Source organism: Solitalea agri (assembly GCF_023914155.1).
GTDB classification, from domain to species: Bacteria; Bacteroidota; Bacteroidia; order Sphingobacteriales; family Sphingobacteriaceae; genus Solitalea; species Solitalea agri.
On sequence record NZ_JAMWYS010000024.1, the window covers coordinates 85,137 to 102,009 of the forward strand.

Annotated in this window: 16 protein-coding genes; 7 read left to right on the forward strand and 9 right to left on the reverse strand. The window is 37.9% G+C overall.

Annotated features, from left to right (window positions below; genetic code table 11):
• Positions 1-139: 139 nt before the first annotated feature.
• On the reverse strand, positions 140-1,195 hold the full coding sequence (locus NF867_RS05020; protein ID WP_252586506.1) for an RluA family pseudouridine synthase: 1,056 nt from the start codon (positions 1,193-1,195) through the stop codon (positions 140-142).
• Positions 1,196-1,397: 202 nt separating this feature from the next.
• Here NF867_RS05020 and NF867_RS05025 point away from each other — a divergent pair, with 202 nt between their 5' ends.
• The 3 genes from NF867_RS05025 (at position 1,398) to lat (ending at position 5,011) form a co-directional block, all read left to right on the forward strand.
• Positions 1,398-2,495: a DUF6588 family protein gene (locus NF867_RS05025; protein ID WP_252586507.1), complete on the forward strand. Its 1,098-nt coding sequence runs from the start codon at positions 1,398-1,400 to the stop codon at positions 2,493-2,495.
• Between the two features lie 139 nt (positions 2,496-2,634).
• Complete coding sequence (locus NF867_RS05030) at positions 2,635-3,516, forward strand: 1-aminocyclopropane-1-carboxylate deaminase/D-cysteine desulfhydrase (protein WP_252586508.1); 882 nt, start codon at positions 2,635-2,637, stop codon at positions 3,514-3,516.
• A gap of 163 nt (positions 3,517-3,679) precedes the next feature.
• Positions 3,680-5,011 (forward strand): L-lysine 6-transaminase, encoded by a 1,332-nt coding sequence (gene lat, locus NF867_RS05035; RefSeq protein WP_252586509.1) that lies wholly within the window; start codon positions 3,680-3,682, stop codon positions 5,009-5,011.
• Positions 5,012-5,065: 54 nt separating this feature from the next.
• Here lat and NF867_RS05040 read toward each other — a convergent pair whose 3' ends face one another.
• The 5 genes from NF867_RS05040 to NF867_RS05060 form a co-directional block, all read right to left on the reverse strand.
• Complete coding sequence (locus NF867_RS05040; RefSeq protein ID WP_252586510.1) at positions 5,066-5,212, reverse strand: hypothetical protein; 147 nt, start codon at positions 5,210-5,212, stop codon at positions 5,066-5,068.
• A gap of 179 nt (positions 5,213-5,391) precedes the next feature.
• On the reverse strand, positions 5,392-6,537 hold the full coding sequence (locus NF867_RS05045; protein WP_252586511.1) for a TlpA disulfide reductase family protein: 1,146 nt from the start codon (positions 6,535-6,537) through the stop codon (positions 5,392-5,394).
• Positions 6,538-6,648: 111 nt separating this feature from the next.
• Positions 6,649-7,374, reverse strand: a complete 726-nt coding sequence (bshB1, locus tag NF867_RS05050; protein WP_252586512.1) for a bacillithiol biosynthesis deacetylase BshB1 — start codon at positions 7,372-7,374, stop codon at positions 6,649-6,651.
• A gap of 51 nt (positions 7,375-7,425) precedes the next feature.
• The gene (locus NF867_RS05055; protein WP_252586513.1) at positions 7,426-7,923 is read right to left on the reverse strand and encodes a glutathione peroxidase; all 498 of its coding nucleotides are present in this window, start codon (positions 7,921-7,923) and stop codon (positions 7,426-7,428) included.
• A complete protein-coding gene (locus tag NF867_RS05060) occupies positions 7,880-8,539 on the reverse strand; it encodes a DUF4294 domain-containing protein (RefSeq protein ID WP_252586514.1) in 660 nt (219 codons plus the stop codon). Before NF867_RS05060 ends, NF867_RS05055 begins: the two co-directional genes overlap by 44 nt.
• Before the next feature lie 374 nt (positions 8,540-8,913).
• Between NF867_RS05060 and NF867_RS05065 the strand changes: the two genes are divergently transcribed.
• From NF867_RS05065 to NF867_RS05080, 4 genes are all read left to right on the forward strand, one after another.
• Positions 8,914-11,127, forward strand: a complete 2,214-nt coding sequence (locus tag NF867_RS05065) for a RelA/SpoT family protein (RefSeq protein WP_252586515.1) — start codon at positions 8,914-8,916, stop codon at positions 11,125-11,127.
• Between the two features lie 116 nt (positions 11,128-11,243).
• Positions 11,244-11,729, forward strand: coding sequence for a Fur family transcriptional regulator (locus NF867_RS05070; protein WP_252586516.1), 486 nt, complete (start codon positions 11,244-11,246; stop codon positions 11,727-11,729).
• A 113-nt stretch (positions 11,730-11,842) separates the two neighbouring features.
• Positions 11,843-13,120 carry an adenylosuccinate synthase gene (locus NF867_RS05075; RefSeq protein ID WP_252586517.1) on the forward strand — a complete coding sequence of 426 codons (1,278 nt, stop codon included), beginning with the start codon at positions 11,843-11,845 and terminating at the stop codon, positions 13,118-13,120.
• Positions 13,121-13,156: 36 nt separating this feature from the next.
• Positions 13,157-14,437: an anthranilate synthase component I family protein gene (locus NF867_RS05080; protein WP_252586518.1), complete on the forward strand. Its 1,281-nt coding sequence runs from the start codon at positions 13,157-13,159 to the stop codon at positions 14,435-14,437.
• 74 nt (positions 14,438-14,511) lie between these two features.
• On the opposite strand, the gene NF867_RS05085 is transcribed toward NF867_RS05080, so the two are convergent.
• The 3 genes from NF867_RS05085 to nadC all read right to left on the reverse strand — a co-directional run bounded on the left by NF867_RS05085 (position 14,512) and on the right by nadC (position 16,871).
• Positions 14,512-15,312 carry a M48 family metallopeptidase gene (locus tag NF867_RS05085; RefSeq protein ID WP_252586519.1) on the reverse strand — a complete coding sequence of 267 codons (801 nt, stop codon included), beginning with the start codon at positions 15,310-15,312 and terminating at the stop codon, positions 14,512-14,514.
• Between the two features lie 6 nt (positions 15,313-15,318).
• The gene (plsY, locus tag NF867_RS05090; protein WP_252586520.1) at positions 15,319-15,960 is read right to left on the reverse strand and encodes a glycerol-3-phosphate 1-O-acyltransferase PlsY; all 642 of its coding nucleotides are present in this window, start codon (positions 15,958-15,960) and stop codon (positions 15,319-15,321) included.
• Positions 15,961-16,028: 68 nt separating this feature from the next.
• The gene (gene nadC / locus NF867_RS05095) at positions 16,029-16,871 is read right to left on the reverse strand and encodes a carboxylating nicotinate-nucleotide diphosphorylase (RefSeq protein WP_252586521.1); all 843 of its coding nucleotides are present in this window, start codon (positions 16,869-16,871) and stop codon (positions 16,029-16,031) included.
• Between the last annotated feature and the right edge of the window lie 2 nt (positions 16,872-16,873).

The window sequence follows — 16,873 nt, forward strand, 5'->3', positions numbered from 1 at the left end:
ATTTTGGATTGACGAATTCGGATTTACCTAGTCGCATCTTTCATCTTTTTATGTTATCAAAAAATACCAGTGTCCATGGGCAATAATCAATCGTTTTCTTTTCCACTGACTATCGACCATGGACTATGAACTTATCTTTCTATTCCTCTTCCCGTTGTGCCGAATATTTGCGCCACTTTTCCAAAGCTGATTTAAAATCTTCGGGAAGTTGTGTTTCAAAATGAATGTATTTTTTTGTTGTTGGATGAATAAAACCAAGCGTTTGAGCATGCAGGGCCTGGCGAGGTAAAAGTTCAAAGCAATTCTCCACAAATTGCTTGTACTTGCCGAAAACAGTCCCTTTTAAAATTTTATCGCCCCCATAGGTTTCATCATTAAATAGCGGATGACCGATGCTTTTCATATGAGCACGAATCTGGTGCGTTCGGCCTGTTTCGAGCTCACACTCAATCAGCGTAACATAATTCAATCGTTCCAAAACACGATAATGTGTTACACTCCACTTTCCTTTTTCTTCCGAATCATAAACATCCTGAACGCGTCTGTCCTTAACACTGCGACCAATGTAACCGGTTACTGTACCATCCTCGGCAATATCTCCCCAAACCAAGGCAATGTATTTTCGGGTAATGGAGTGATCAAAAAACTGACGCGCCAAATAAGTCATGGAACGTTCATTTCTTGAAATCAATAATAACCCGGAAGTATCCTTATCAATTCGATGAACTAAACCTGGGCGACCATCGTTTCCTGGCAATGTTGGCAATTGCTGAAAATGATAGACCAACGCATTTACCAAGGTTCCGTTATAATTACCGTATCCCGGATGAACAACCATTCCGGCTTCCTTATTCACTACCAACAGATCATCATCTTCGTAAACAATATTGATTGGCAGGTTTTCAGGATAAACCTCTGTATCTCGGGGAGGATGCGGCATCACCACCGATATCACATCTTCCGGCTTTACCTTGTAACTGGCCTTAATAACCTTTTCGTTAACCAATACATTTCCGGCATCAATGGAGTTTTGAATACGGTTACGAGACGCGTTCTCCAACCTGTTCATCAAAAACTTATCAATACGCAGCAGCGACTGACCTTTATCAACCACTATCCGAAAGTGTTCAAAAAGATCACCGGCACCTTCCGGCTCATTAAATTCTTCTTCGCTGTACTCTTCGTTTTCCAACATGGCGCAAAGATAAATTAAAAATCAGTTTGTCATTTTAGGCTTTAGATAATTACTTATTTCGCTACTGTTATTGATTTGCTTATGACTCTTGATTTATATTAATCCCATAGATTTTTTTTTCACCCAAATGTTAATTAAATCCGCTTTTAACTAAAACTTTATACTTTAGCTTTGTCAATTAAACAACCAAAACAATAAACACATGAATAGAACTTTTACTAAACTTTTTGTATCAGCTATCGCTTTCATTTTCTGCAGCTTAAGCGCATTTGCTCAAAACGATGTAGTGAATATTATTAAAGCTAAGGATGATGCCGGAAAACTTGCTCAAGCATACTTGAATCCTTTCTTAAAAGGCTTCGGGACTGGTTTAAATAGTGGATGGTTTCAAACTGCCAAAACACACGGTTTAGGAAGATTCGACGTCACTATTACTCCAAGTGTTAGTTTCGTTCCTTCAAGTGGCCGTTCGTTCGACTTGAATTCATTAGGACTTTCGAGCAACTTGCGTTATGATCAGAACAATAGTGTTTCTCCTACGTTGATGGGCAAAGATACAGAAGGCCCAGAAGTGAAACTTTACGGCAAAAACCCTTCAACAAACCAAGATGAAGAGATCGCTAAATTCAGATTACCTCAGGGAGCAGGAATTAGCTTTGCTCCGGCCCCAATGGCACAAATTTCTGTTGGTTTAATAAAAGGTACTGAAATAGGTATCCGCTTTATTCCATCAATCAACATGGGTGAGGCTGGAAATGTTAAAATGATTGGCTTTGGTGTTAAACATGATGTGAAGCAATGGATACCAGTCATTAAAATGCTTCCGTTTGATTTAAGTGTAATGGCTGCATTTACTAACCTTACCTATACCAAAGGAACAGAGTTGAAACCGGATGAAGGCGCACTACCAAAATCAACTAACGATGTTTTCAATCTTGCTACAGCTAACCAACATATAGAATTTAGCAGCAAAGGATTTATGACCAATGCAATAATTTCTAAAAAAATCTCAGTACTAACGGTATTTGGAGGCTTAGGTTATCAAAGCACCAAATCAACAGTGGGATTATTAGGTAAATATCCTGTAACAACCGGAGTTACTGGGCCGGATAATGCCAAAATTAAAACCTATGAAACTTTAACAAACCCAATAAAATTTAGCAATAATGATAGTAACGGAGCCAATTTAACAGGAGGTTTCCGTTTGAAGTTTGCAGTTTTCACGATCCATGCAAGTGGCACCTTGGCTAAATATCCAACCGCTAATGCTGGGTTCGGATTAAATTTAGACTGGAAATAACCATATTTTAGATTTTAGATTTACGAAGTACAATTGAGGACTTACTCAATTGTACTTCTTTTTTTTAGTCTAAAATCTCAAATCTAACTTTGTACTTGCAAAATCGTACTTCTACCTTCGTACTTCTAACTTTAAATTCATGCTACCCATTTTCAGTCCGGTGGAAGAACTCAAAAATGATCTGTTTGAGCAAAAACAAGTGAAAGTTTACATCAAACGTGATGATTTAATTCATCCTTTCATCTCGGGTAATAAATGGCGTAAGCTAAAATATGTACTCGCTGATGCTCGCGACTCAAATAAAAACCATTTGGTAAGTTTCGGAGGCGCCTATTCAAACCATTTACTGGCTTTAGCATGTGCAGGTGCTAAGTTTGGGTTTAAAACTACAGGCATTATCAGAGGCGATGAACCTCGAAAACTCAACCATCAACTTTTTCTCTGCCAGCAATTCGGCATGGATTTCTTGTTTGTTTCAAGGGAAACATATCGGAACAAGCCACAGCTTTTCTTCAATAATTTTGCTAATGATCCTGATGCTTATTTTATTGATGAAGGAGGAGCCGGAAATTTGGCACTACCGGGTTGTGCTGAACTATTGGATGAATTACCCGAACCGTATGATCATATCTTTTTAGCCTGCGGAACAGGAACAACCCTGGCAGGATTGGCCATGGGAGCCTTCCAACGAAACCTTTCAACTAAAATTGAAGGAATAGCCGTACTTAAGGGTGCTGATTTCCTACATTCCGACATTCAACAATTAATCGGTACTGATCCCAAATTTACTCTACATCTCGATTATCATCAGGGAGGTTACGCCAAAACCAACACCGAATACCTTAACTGGCTTTTTGATTTTAACAAAACCGGATTATTGCTCGATCATGTTTATACAGGAAAAATGATGTTCGCCTTGTTCGACTTGATCAGTAAGGATTATTTTAAACCCGGTTCCCGTATTTTAACTATTCATACCGGAGGCCTTACCGGTCTAATTGGATTGAACAATGAGCAATAATTGTCAATTCTACCCTCTTTTCATGATGTACCAAAATTAATATTAGTTCAAAAACCAACTTTAAACATTTTAAACCGATTTTTATTTCGGTTCAAAAACCTTTAATAAAACATTATTTGGCCGTTTTCCATTTCTTTTTTAGATTTGAGTAAACCAGTCACTTATGTATAATTTAAAGATCGCTCCTAACGATGTACACGAAACCTTAGGCAAACACATCTTAGCTGATGGTTTCGATATGATTTTTGACCTTCAGAAAAGCCAAGGCTGTTACATCTACGACTCGCGATACAATCGCACCTTTCTTGATTTCTTTACGTGTTTTGCTTCTGTCCCATTAGGGTACAATCATCCTAAAATGGTAAACGATGAAGAGTTTAAAAAAAACCTGTTGATGGCGGCGCTCATCAACCCCTCAAATTCGGATGTTTACACCCAGCAATACGCTGAATTTGTTGAAACATTTGGAAGGGTTGGAATTCCTTCTTATTTGCCTCATGCTTTCTTCATTTCGGGCGGTGCATTAGCAGTTGAAAATGCTTTAAAGACCGCAATGGATTGGAAAGTTCAAAAGAACTTCAAAAAAGGACATCGGGTAGAGAAAGGCTTTAAGGTAATCCACTTTGAGCAATCGTTCCATGGCCGATCAGGTTATACTTTAAGCTTAACGAATACCTTACCCGATAAAACTAAATGGTTTGCACAGTTTGATTGGCCACGTATCGTCAATCCTAAATTAAGTTTTCCGTACAGCGATGAAAAACATGATCAGGTTATTGAAAAAGAAAAGTTGGCCATCAATCAGATAAAACAAGCTTTTATTAATAACCCGGATGATATTTGTGCCATTATCACCGAGCCTATTCAATCGGAAGGTGGCGACAACCATTTCCGTAAAGAGTTTTTAGAAGCATTACGCGAGTTATGTGATGAAAACGATGCCTTATTAATTTATGATGAAGTACAAACCGGTGTAGGTTTAACAGGTAAATTTTGGGCGCATGAACACTTTGGCGAAAAAGCTCGACCTGATATTTTGGCTTTTGGTAAAAAAATGCAGGTTTGCGGAATTTTGGCCGGAAGAAAAGTGGATGAAATTGAGACTAACGTATTTAAGGTTCCTTCCCGCATTAATTCTACCTGGGGAGGCAACTTGGCCGATATGGTACGTTCAACTAAGGTTTTGCAGATTATAGAGGAAGATCATTTACTCGAAAACTCAGTTGTAGTTGGTAATTATCTGCACGAAAACTTGTTCAACATTGCGGAACATTCGGATAAAGTAAGTAACGTTCGTGGTCGTGGGTTGATGAATGCATTTGATTTTCCAACGAAAGAAATGCGTGATAAATTCATTAAAAAAGGCATGGAATACAATACGATGTTCTTGGGTTGTGGTGAAAAATCAATCCGTTTCCGCCCTGCTTTAATGATGGAACATAAGCATATTGATGAAGGAATGGAAACCGTTAGAACCATTCTTAAAGATCTTTAAGTTTACAAATAACAAAAAATGCCGTATCGGTTAAACCGAGACGGCATTTTTATTTCAATATATCCACTCGCTATCAAAGTAGCGGTAATCCGCTTCCAAAAAAGTGCCTCTTTCAGGGTTTATAGCAGCCTCAATAGCAGCAATAACTTTACTGGTAACTACTTGAATATTTTGTGAAAGTTCTTCCAATGGGGTTTCCAAACGCAATGACGATGAAGGATTCTTAACCTTATACTTATTCTTATTACCCGTTACAACAGCCTCACTTAATGCATTTGCATTTTCTTTTAATACAAAATCAACAGTGGTACTTTCTCCAGATTTAACACTTACAGATACTTCATGCTATGGCCCTTCCTATTTGAAAACAACTATTTAGATTATTGGGCAGGTTCGCTTTGCTTAATTAAGGTAGAAAGTTTATTTGCTGCTTTTTCTGTTTCGTTAAACCGATCAATTATGTTTCCCTCCGGACTAATTAGCACTTGCATCGGAAGTGTGCGTATATTATAGCTAACGGCCAATTTTCCATCTTTGTCTTTGAAAAATGCATTTAGATTAACGCCTTGCAACTGATCAGCTCTTATCGCTTTTACCCATTGATCTAAATCACTATCAAGTGAAATATTAATTACCTGAAAATTCTCTTCTTTATATTCTTTTGATAAGGCATTTAGGCGAGCATTATTTGCACGGCAGGCAACACACCACGACGACCAAAAATTTAACAACACGTATTTCCCCCTGTACCCACTCAAATACACATCTTTACCATCCACTCCTTTTTTGCTAAAGTCAGGAGCTTTAACTCCTTTTTCCATTGTTTTGTCGGCAAAAAACTGTGCAGCAAGCTTTCTTCCCCATGCTGTCTGTTTTACGTCAGCACTTAATGCATAGTAACATTCTTCAACATTTCGGAATGGAAAATTATGGGCAATAACATTACCCGTAAGCCATACACTTAATAAATCATCAGGGTTTTTTTTTACAAACTGAACCGTTTGCTGAAGCAGTTGATTATTTGCTGTTCTAAGGTCTTGAAGCAGATCATTTTTACGCTGGTTATCTGCCGACTTTAGTTGCGTTTTAAGAATGCCTATTTTTCCGTTTACTATTTGGGTAGCATTTAAATAACGCGCATAATCAGCATTGATTTCTCCACCGTAAACACGGGCCTTCTCCAATTCATTATATCTTCCCACAATTTCAATAGTATAGCCGTTTTCGATAAAAAACTGAACAGGTGATTGCTTTTTATAGTTTGAAGAAGAATAATACTCCGACTTGACTAGTAGATATGCCATAACAGGCTCGGCAACAACACTTGAAAACACAAAATCGCCATCCTGGGTATTAGTAGAATCTATTCCTAAACCCTTATTCTTATCATAAAAATAGAGGTAGGCTTTCCCGTTGCCAACATGGTCAATATGTCCCCTTATCTTGTAGGGGTAAACAATCGTTTGTGCTTTAGAAACAATTGAACAAAGCAAAAGCAAAAGGAGAAGAGAGCATCCTGATTTCATATAAATTTCCGTGACTTTGTGCCTTACAGAAATTTACAATATTTTATGGATAATCGTATACGACAAAACCCGGCTATTGAGCCAGGTTTTGTCTTTGTATTAAATACTGAATTATAACAATGTAAATAAATCATTTACCCCAATCATTTTCTCCACCTCAAAACCTTCTCCATATGGCATGCCAACAGGTTTCCCAAGTTCTCGGGCTCTGCCAATAACTGACTCAAAGAACTCTGGAGTAGAAATATATGTTTGAGGTTCTCCTGATTTATCATCAGGATTAAAGAATTGGGTTTTAAATGCTTTTAATGATGCTATTTTTCTATCCATTTCCTCCTGGCCAAAACCAACTACAAGATCCGGAACAAATAAACGATCCTGCATATAATGAAACAATGTTTTAGGTCTCCATTCATGCTGAATTTCACCTTCAAAAGATGTATTTACCTTTCTTAAACCCGAATAAAAAATAGCATCACGCACTAACTGTCCACCTCTACCATGATCCGGATGGCGATCAGCGAGTGAATTAGCCAGAATAATTTCAGGTCTATACTTTCTGATCATTTTAATTACTTCAAGCTGATGGGCTTTATCATTGACAAAGAAACCATCGGCAAAGCCAAGATTTTCACGTGCACTAAGGCCTAATATTTCAGAGGAATCTTTAGCTTCAGTTGCACGCGTTTCAGGGGTTCCACGGGTACCTAATTCTCCGCGGGTTAAATCAACCACACCAACTTTTTTGCCCATTTTCACATGCTGTGCAATAGTGCCTGAACAACACAATTCCGCATCATCAGGATGGGCGGCAAAAACTAAAATATCGAGTTTCATGAGCAGATTTAAGATTATAGAATTAAGAGTTTAGATTTAGCAGTTGTAATTTTACTTTATTAGTAATGATCGGATTTTTTTCGTCACCCTGGAGTTAAGAGGTTTTGTTACCGGCAGAAAATAGTCAACTACATGGCCATCTTTATCAACCAAGTATTTATGAAAATTCCACAATGGCTTTGAATTTACTTTCCCATTTTGTTTTTTCTCGGAGAGGAATTTATAAAAAGGATGAGCCTGTTCACCTTTCACATGAATTTTTGAAAACATTGGAAATGAAACGCCATAATTAACCATGCAAAATTCCTGGATTTCATTTTCAGAACGAGGCTCCTGCGCGCCGAAATCATTAGAAGGAAAACCTAAAATTTCAAAGTCGTGGTCTTTAAACTCTTCATATAGTTTTTCCAGGTCTTGAAGTTGAGGGGTTAAACCGCATTCGGTAGCGGTGTTTACTATCAATAAAACCTTGCCTTTGAATTTTTCAAGTGAAACCTCTTCACCCTTAATATTTGATACCTTGTGATGATAAATACTTGTAGTACTCATTATAAGCTTGCATATAGTCGGGATCACCTACAGATTGGATGATATTTTCAATCTCAAAATCTTCCACCGGGTCATAGTGTTCTTTCAAACTATTTCCAAAAACACTAGCAATTGATTGCCAGAAGAACGCAGTTAATCCATTTTTTAAGTCTTTCAATAACGTATAACTGGTGCGTCCTGTTTCGCGATCGATCAATTTTATTAAAATAGCACCTTGCTTAATGGTCATATTTCGGATATCCCGTTCGAAATTCCGCTTTATTTCATCCTCACATTGCTTCACCAACACTTTACGCTCGGCCTCATTCTTAGCCGACAATAGCTGATATTCCAACTGCTTGTATCGGTAGCCTGCATACTTTGCATATGGCAATACCTTTAATACATCACGCTTAAGTTTATTGTATTTTTCACGCTGACGGTCACTTTTCCAAATACGGAGGTCGCTTACCATGACCTCTTTCAACCAAATATGAGGTAGGGTATCTCCTTTATATACATAGGCTTGAACGACGATCGTATCATATTTACCTTTAATCCATTGTTGCTGAGCTTTTACCCCCGAAGCGACAAACAGCAACACGCACAGCACAAATATTTTTAATGGATTTATCATAGTAACAATGTCTGCAAATTTAACACTATAGCTCTCACCAAACAATTCTACACTATTTATACGACCCTAAACAGAATAAGTTTACAAAACATCAAAACACTTAATCATCTGATTGTCAATTTTTAAGACTTACTATTGCAACAAAACTTGGTATATTAACTAAATTTATCTTGATCTGAGTATGTCTAAATATCTATAAAGTAATAGTAATAATTTACTTAGATATCTTTGTTATCGCTAATAAAACAATTACACTTCAACAAAAAATCTATAACTTTACGGTCCCTAAGCAACCTACTCCGCTTTAACTAACAGTGTTGACCACACTTAATGATTAATTTATTTTGCTAACTCCATAACAGGTTAACTGATTTATGAAGGAATTGGTAATAGACCTACAAGCCGAAAAGAACGAAATAATAAAGCGCTATAGGACGCTTTTACGAGCCTGCAAAGCGACCTTGCAAAAAGGTGACAAACGACTGATACGCAAAGCTTTCGACATGTCGTTGGAAAGCCATAAAGATATGCGCCGTAAGTCGGGCGAGCCCTATATTTACCACCCTATTGCCGTAGCTCAAATTTGCGCCGAAGAAATTGGCTTGGGTACTACATCTATTGTTTGCGCATTACTGCACGATACGGTAGAAGACACCCATCTAACACTCGAAGATATAGAGCGTGAATTCGGTAAAAAGGTTGCTTCAATAATTGATGGTCTTACTAAAATTTCAGGAGTTTTTGATAATACGAGCTCTATTCAGGCTGAAAATTTTAGAAAGATGCTGCTTACTCTGGCCGATGATGTGCGAGTGATTTTGATAAAGCTGGCCGATAGGTTGCACAATATGCGGACAATGGAGCATATGCCCCGCGACAAGCAATTAAAAATCTCTTCAGAAACAATATACCTCTATGCTCCTCTTGCTCACCGCTTGGGCTTATATGCAATAAAATCGGAGCTTGAGGATCTGGCCATGAAGTACACCGAAACAGCAACCTATAAGTTCATTGCTCAACGGTTGGCCGAACGTAAAGCCGAACGCAATAAATACATCAAAGAATTTATTGAACCTATTCAAACAACGCTGGCTGAGCAGGGATTAACGGCTGACGTGGTAGGTCGTTCAAAGTCCATCCATTCTATCTGGAATAAGATGAGAACAAAGGGTGTACCTTTTGAAGAAGTATATGACTTGTTTGCCATTAGGGTGATTTTAGATAGTACACCAGACTCTGAAAAAGCTGATTGCTGGAAGGCATATTCAATTATCACCGATCTTTATCTTCCCAATCCAGACAGATTAAAAGACTGGATATCAAACCCTAAGAGTAATGGTTATGAGTCATTACATACGACGGTAATGGGACCTAAAGGGCGCTGGGTGGAAATTCAGATCAGGACCCAACGGATGAATGAAATTGCAGAGAAGGGCTTTGCCGCACATTGGAAATACAAAGAATCGTCGAATGAAAGTGGTTTAGATCAATGGATCAAAAAAGTAAGAGATACGCTGAACAGTCCAGAATCAAATGCTCTCGACTTTTTGGATGATTTCAAAATGAATCTCTTCTCCGATGAGATCTTTGCATTTACCCCTAAAGGTTCTTTAATTAAACTTCCAAATGGTGCTACAGCTCTCGATTTTGCTTTCGAAATTCATACTGACGTAGGCAGCAAGTGTATTGGCGCTAAGGTGAATCATAAACTGGTTCCACTAAGCTATAAAATACAGAATGGGGATCAGGTGGAGATTCTTACCTCCCAAAAACAAACACCAAAAGAAGACTGGCTAAACATTGTAATCACTGCCAAAGCCAAGTCGAAGATTAAATCTCAGTTAAAAGAAGAAAAAAGACGTATTGCAGAAGATGGTAAGGAAATTTTAGAGCGTAAAATGAAATCGCTTAAAATTCCCTTTAACCATGATATGCTGCATAAAATCGCCAACCATAATCGCATTCAAAGTATTCAAGACCTTTATTACAAAGTTGCCCTTGGAAAATTCGACCAAAACAACTTGAAAGAGTTCCTCGAATTTGAGCGGGTTCCAGAAAACAAAACGGTTGAGAAGATTGAAACGCAATCACTCGATAATTATGTAAAAAGCATAAAGAAAAAAGTGGATGACACTTTGGTGATTGGAGATGACATGACCAAACTGGATTACAAGCTTGCTCCATGCTGTAACCCAATTCCTGGTGATGATGTATTTGGATTTGTAACGGTTAGTGATGGTATTAAGATCCATCGCACCAATTGTCCAAACGCAGTAAAATTGATGTCGAAATTCGGGTACCGTATTGTTAAAGCACGTTGGACCAATCAGCAGGAAATCGCTTTCCTTGCTGGTATCCGCATAAGAGGCATTGACGATGTGGGTGTAATTAACAACATTACAAAAGTAATTTCCAGCGATTTTAAAGTAAACATTCGCTCAATCACAGTCGACAGTCACGACGGGATTTTTGAAGGTTCTATCATGTTGTATGTTAATGATACCGATCATTTGAACAATCTTATCAAACAATTAAGTGATACCAAAGGAGTTTTGAGTGCATACAGGTTCGACCAAATGCAATCATAATTGCTTTAATTTCGTTATAAAGTCAATTGTATTTCTGTCAGTTTTAGCGATTTATTAATAAAAAATTGATATAAATCGGATAAATACGATATTTTTGACCTGCATTAAAAAGTATTATGCCATCAACAGCTGAAACAACGCAAACGGTTCGTAAAATTTTCGAAGGGTATTTAGAAAAAAATAGCCTGCGAAAAACACCTGAGCGTTTTGCAATTCTTGAAGAGATCTATTCTCGTAATGATCACTTTGATGTGGAATCATTGTATATCCACATGAAAAACAAAAAATATAGAGTTAGTCGTGCTACGGTTTACAATACACTTGAATTATTGGTATCATGTGATCTTGTAACCAAGCATCAGTTCGGTAAAAATATGGCACAGTTTGAAAAGTCATATGGTTACCGTCAGCATGATCATATTATTTGTTTGGATTGCGGTAAGGTTGTTGAGTTTTGCGACCCTCGCGTACAGCAAATCCAGGCTATGATGGGCGACTTACTAAAGTTTGAAATCAAGCATCACTCATTAAATCTATACGGAGCCTGCACTCGATTACGCGATGGAGGCCAATGTGAATCATACGTAAACAAAACCGCTTGATTTAATTTTCAAAATACTTAAATAAAAACAACTGGTCAGTATTGTTGAAATACGCCTGATCAGTTTTTCCTATTATATCACAACAGTAACTGTTAATAAATTTTCGTACAACTATGCGCGTAGATGTGTTATTAGGCCTGCAATGGGGCGACGAAGGCAAAGGTAAAATTGTAGATGTTTTAAGCCCAGAGTATGATTTGATCGCCCGTTTTCAGGGTGGACCAAATGCCGGCCATACACTTGAATTTGATGGTAAAAAATATGTTTTAAATACCATCCCTTCTGGAGTTTTCAACCCAAACACCTTAAACTTAATTGGTAACGGAGTGGTAATCGACCCGATTATCATCAAACGCGAAATTGAAAATTTGCAAGCTAACGGTTATGACCCGATTAAAACTGGCAAATTAATGATTGCCCGTAAAGCCCATTTAATTTTGCCAACACACCAATTACTTGATGCTGCTTATGAAAGCAACATGGGTGATAAAAAAATCGGTTCAACATTAAAAGGTATTGGCCCTACTTATACTGATAAAATCGGACGTAAAGGAATTCGTGTTGGGGATACCATGTTAGCGGATTTCGACCAAAAATATCAACGCATTAAAGCACAGCATTTAGGTATTTTAGATCAGTATAAATTTGACTATTCTGATTTAGCTGAGCGCGAAGCCAAATTCTTTGAGGCCTTAAAACTGTTAAAACAGATTCCTCAGGTTGATGTAGAGCATCTGGTAAACGATTACCTAAAATCAGGTAAGAAAGTATTGGCTGAAGGCGCACAAGGAACAATGCTGGATGTAGACTTTGGTTCATATCCTTATGTAACCTCTTCAAACACTACCACAGCTGGAGCGTGTACTGGACTAGGCGTTGCGCCTAACCGTATTGGTGCGGTTATTGGTATTTTCAAAGCATACTGTACCCGTGTTGGCGGAGGCCCTTTCCCTACTGAACTAAATGACCAAACAGGCGAAGAATTACGTCGTATTGGTCACGAATTTGGTGCCACTACAGGCCGTGCTCGCCGTACCGGTTGGATTGACCTGCCTGCACTTAAGTATGCTATCATGTTAAATGGAGCTACTGAATTAGTAATGACCAAAGCTGACGTATTGAGTGGATTTGAAAAGATCTATGTTTGTACTCATTATCAATATAACGGAGAGAAGATCGACTACATGCCGTATGATATCAATACCGTAGAAGCCATTCCTGTTTTAAAAGAACTGGATGGATGGCATGAAGATTTGACCGGAATCACCAAGCCTGAGCAAATTCCGGCTAAACTAAAAGCGTATATCGATTATTTAGAGAAAGAACTGGAAGTTCCAATTAAATACTTATCAGTTGGACCTGACCGTGTTCAAACATTGATCTTAAAATAAGAACAACCGTTTGGTTCATAATTTATCGTTTTGATTTTGTTTAAAACCGAAAACATAAATCTATTCAAAGAGAAAGCCCTTTATTGGGCTTCTTCTTTTAATGCCTGTTGCTATCTCGATTCGAATGGGTATGATGATGCTTATGGTTCCTATGATTGTCTTATTGCTGCAGGTACCCAAAATGAGCTTTTAGCAAGTAACAATTACTACTTAGAAGAGCTTAAAGAGTTTCAAACCCGAAATCGCCAATGGCTTTTTGGATATCTTTCATATGATCTAAAAAATCAAGTGGAGGATCTTAAGTCTGAGAACAGTGATCAACTGAACTTTCCAATCGCTTATTTCTTTGTACCGAAGTTTATTATCTGCATAAAAGACCAGGATATCCAAATCATTTCAAATGATGATACAATATCAGCGGATACTATTATAAAGAAAATTGAAAGCTTCGACTTGCCGAATTCAACAAACTTCAACCCTGTATCTATTAAAGCAAAAATTAGCAAACAGCAGTATTTAGATCGGGTTGAGAAAATAAAAAAACACATCATAAGAGGTGATATTTATGAATTGAATTTTTGCCAGGAGTTTTATTCCGAATCAACCGAAATTGATCCAGTGGCCACATGGATGAAGCTCAATAAACGTTCGCCAATGCCGTTCTCTTCATTCTTTAAACTGAATGATAAATACATTCTATGTGCCTCTCCCGAGCGTTTCTTAGTAAAGAAAGAGCAAAAGCTCTATTCTCAGCCAATTAAAGGCACTGCACCAACAAGTGACAACCCCGAAGAGAATGAAGCGCTTAAATCGGCACTTAAAAACGATTTAAAGGAACGATCTGAAAATGTAATGATTGTTGACTTAGTTAGAAATGACCTAACGCGCTGCGCCGAGCCTGCATCCGTACAAGTAGAAGAGCTCTTTGGCATCTATTCCTTTAAACAGGTGCACCAAATGATCTCTACAGTTTCGGCTACCCTAAATCACAACCTGGACTTTAGCGATGCTATTAAATATTGTTTCCCAATGGGTTCAATGACCGGAGCTCCTAAAATTAGGGCAATGGAAATTATAGAGGATTTGGAAGAAAGTAAACGAGGGGTCTATTCGGGAGCTTTAGGCTATATTACCCCAAACTGTGATTTCGATTTGAATGTAGTGATCCGTAGTATACTTTATGACCAGAAAAGCCAGTATTTGTCATTTCAGGTGGGCGGAGCAATCACCTATCAATCTGTTGCCGAAAAAGAATACAACGAATGTTTACTAAAGGCAAAAGCAATTATGGAAACATTAGGTATTTCTGGTATTTAAAGCCCTTGATATAAGTTAATACGGCCCGAGATCAAAACCTCGGGCCGTATTATTTTATTATCAATTTCTGTGAGTTATGGTTTTTTGTAATATCCCATCGCTTCTGGAAGGTACTTTTTTATACCTGCAATACGTGTTTCATCACTAGGGTGTGTACTTAACCATTCAGGTGGTTTTTGTTGTCCTTGAGATGAAGCCGACATACGCTGCCAGAAATCAATTGCTTTATTAGGATCATAACCGGCAATTGCCATGAACGTCAGTCCCAATCGATCGGCTTCCGACTCTTGATTACGACCATATTTTAACAATACCATTGGAGCACCAACACCATACAACTGATTAAACACTGATTGATATTGTGCATTTTTTGAAGTTGCAGCCGAACCCACTGCGGCACCGTATTCAATTGCCATTTGTTGCGACATACGTTCTGCCCCATGCCGCGCAATAGCATGTGCTATTTCGTGTCCCATAACAGTAGCTAAACCGGCTTCATCCTTGGCAACAGGTAAAATACCTGTATAAACCACAATTTTCCCGCCGGGCATACACCAGGCATTCAGCTCTTTGCTTTCTACCAGGTTTACCTCCCATTTATAATCTTTGATCTGATCACCATAACCTTTTTGATTCATAAAAGTTTTCACGGCCTCAATCAGGTTATTCCCTACTTTTTTAACGTAAACAGCATCTTTATTAGTTGATGCTACAACCTTGTTTTCCTTTAAAAAATCTGTATAACTGGTTTGGGCTAACGAAAGCATCTGGCTTTCATCAACCAAACTTAGCTGGCTTCTGCCTGTTAAAGGAACCTGAGAGCAGGCCTCAAACAAACCGATAGCAGCCACAAGTGCAACTACTTTTAACTTCATAATAATTTAATTCTGTACTTTTTTCTTAAAGAGATATGACTTGCTTTCTTTACCCTTCAATAATCGTTCAATATTTTTCTGATGGGTAACTAATACCAATACAGCCACACAAACACCAAACAAAATTACTGACTTATTGCCTACATGGAAAGCAAAAATCATTAACACAGGGTATGAAAAACTGGCTATCATTGATCCTAATGACACATAATGGCTAAAAATCAATATAACCAGAAATATAACGCAACAACATAAAGCGGCTTGCAGATGTATAGCCAACACCATCCCAAATAACGTTGCAATTCCCTTTCCTCCTCTGAATCCTGCGAAAACAGGGAAGATATGCCCCACAATTGCAATAATTCCTAAGGATAATTGAAAGTTAGCAAACTGGATAGATTCTGGCGGGTAATTTGAAAACCAGTGAGCAAGATAACAAGCTAACCAACCTTTAAATACATCGATCAGCATAACTGGTATTCCAGCCTTCTTTCCGAGAATACGGAAAGTATTGGTTGTACCCGCGTTACCACTACCGTACTCACGCACGTCGATGCCATAAAAAATTTTTCCAATCCAAACAGCTGTTGGGATAGAACCAAGCAAATAGGCTATAAAGAGAGCGATTAACGATTGAGTTGAGATCATCAGAATCGTTTTCTATTCAAAATAACTTAACTAAAAATATTAAAAATCGTTGAGAGCAGCAATTAGAACTAGATAGCCTTAAGGCTCATATCAAGGCTTTTAACCGAATGAGTTAGGGCTCCCATAGAGATATAATCTACACCGCAAAGAGCATATTCGCGAGCATTTTCTAATGTAATACCACCAGAGGCCTCAGTAATAAACTGTCGGTTGATAAGCTTTACAGCTTCACGCAAGTTTTCAAAATTGAAGTTATCAAGCATAATTCTATCAACACCACCAGTTTCCAGTACTTGGTTTACTTCGGCTAAATTACGTGTTTCTATTTCAATCTGAAGATTTTTCCCGGTTCGTTTTAAATACTCATGTGCATTATTGATGGCATTCTTAATTCCACCGGCATAATCAACATGATTATCTTTGATCAGAATCATATCATACAATCCGATACGATGATTGACTCCGCCACCAATTTTAACAGCCCATTTCTCCAAAAAACGAATCCCTGGAGTAGTTTTACGTGTATCCAAAACCTTAGTTGAGGTTCCTTCAAGTTTTTGTACTACCAAATTAGTAACAGTCGCAATTCCGCTCATTCGTTGCATGGTATTTAAAACCAATCTTTCAGCTTTTAAAATAGCATGAACACTTCCGGAAACCGTTAATGCAATATCATCAACCTTAACCCTATCCCCATCATTGATAAAAATTTCCAACTGAAGTTCAGGATCAACAACGGCAAAAATTTCTTTAGCAAGATTCAAACCTGCTAAAATTCCATTATCTTTAATAAGTAACTGTGCTTTTCCGAGAGTTCCTTGAGGAATGCTTGAAAGGGAAGTATGATCGCCGTCTCCAACATCCTCAGCCAACGCACTAATAATAAACTGTTTAACTAGTTCTTTTTCCAAAA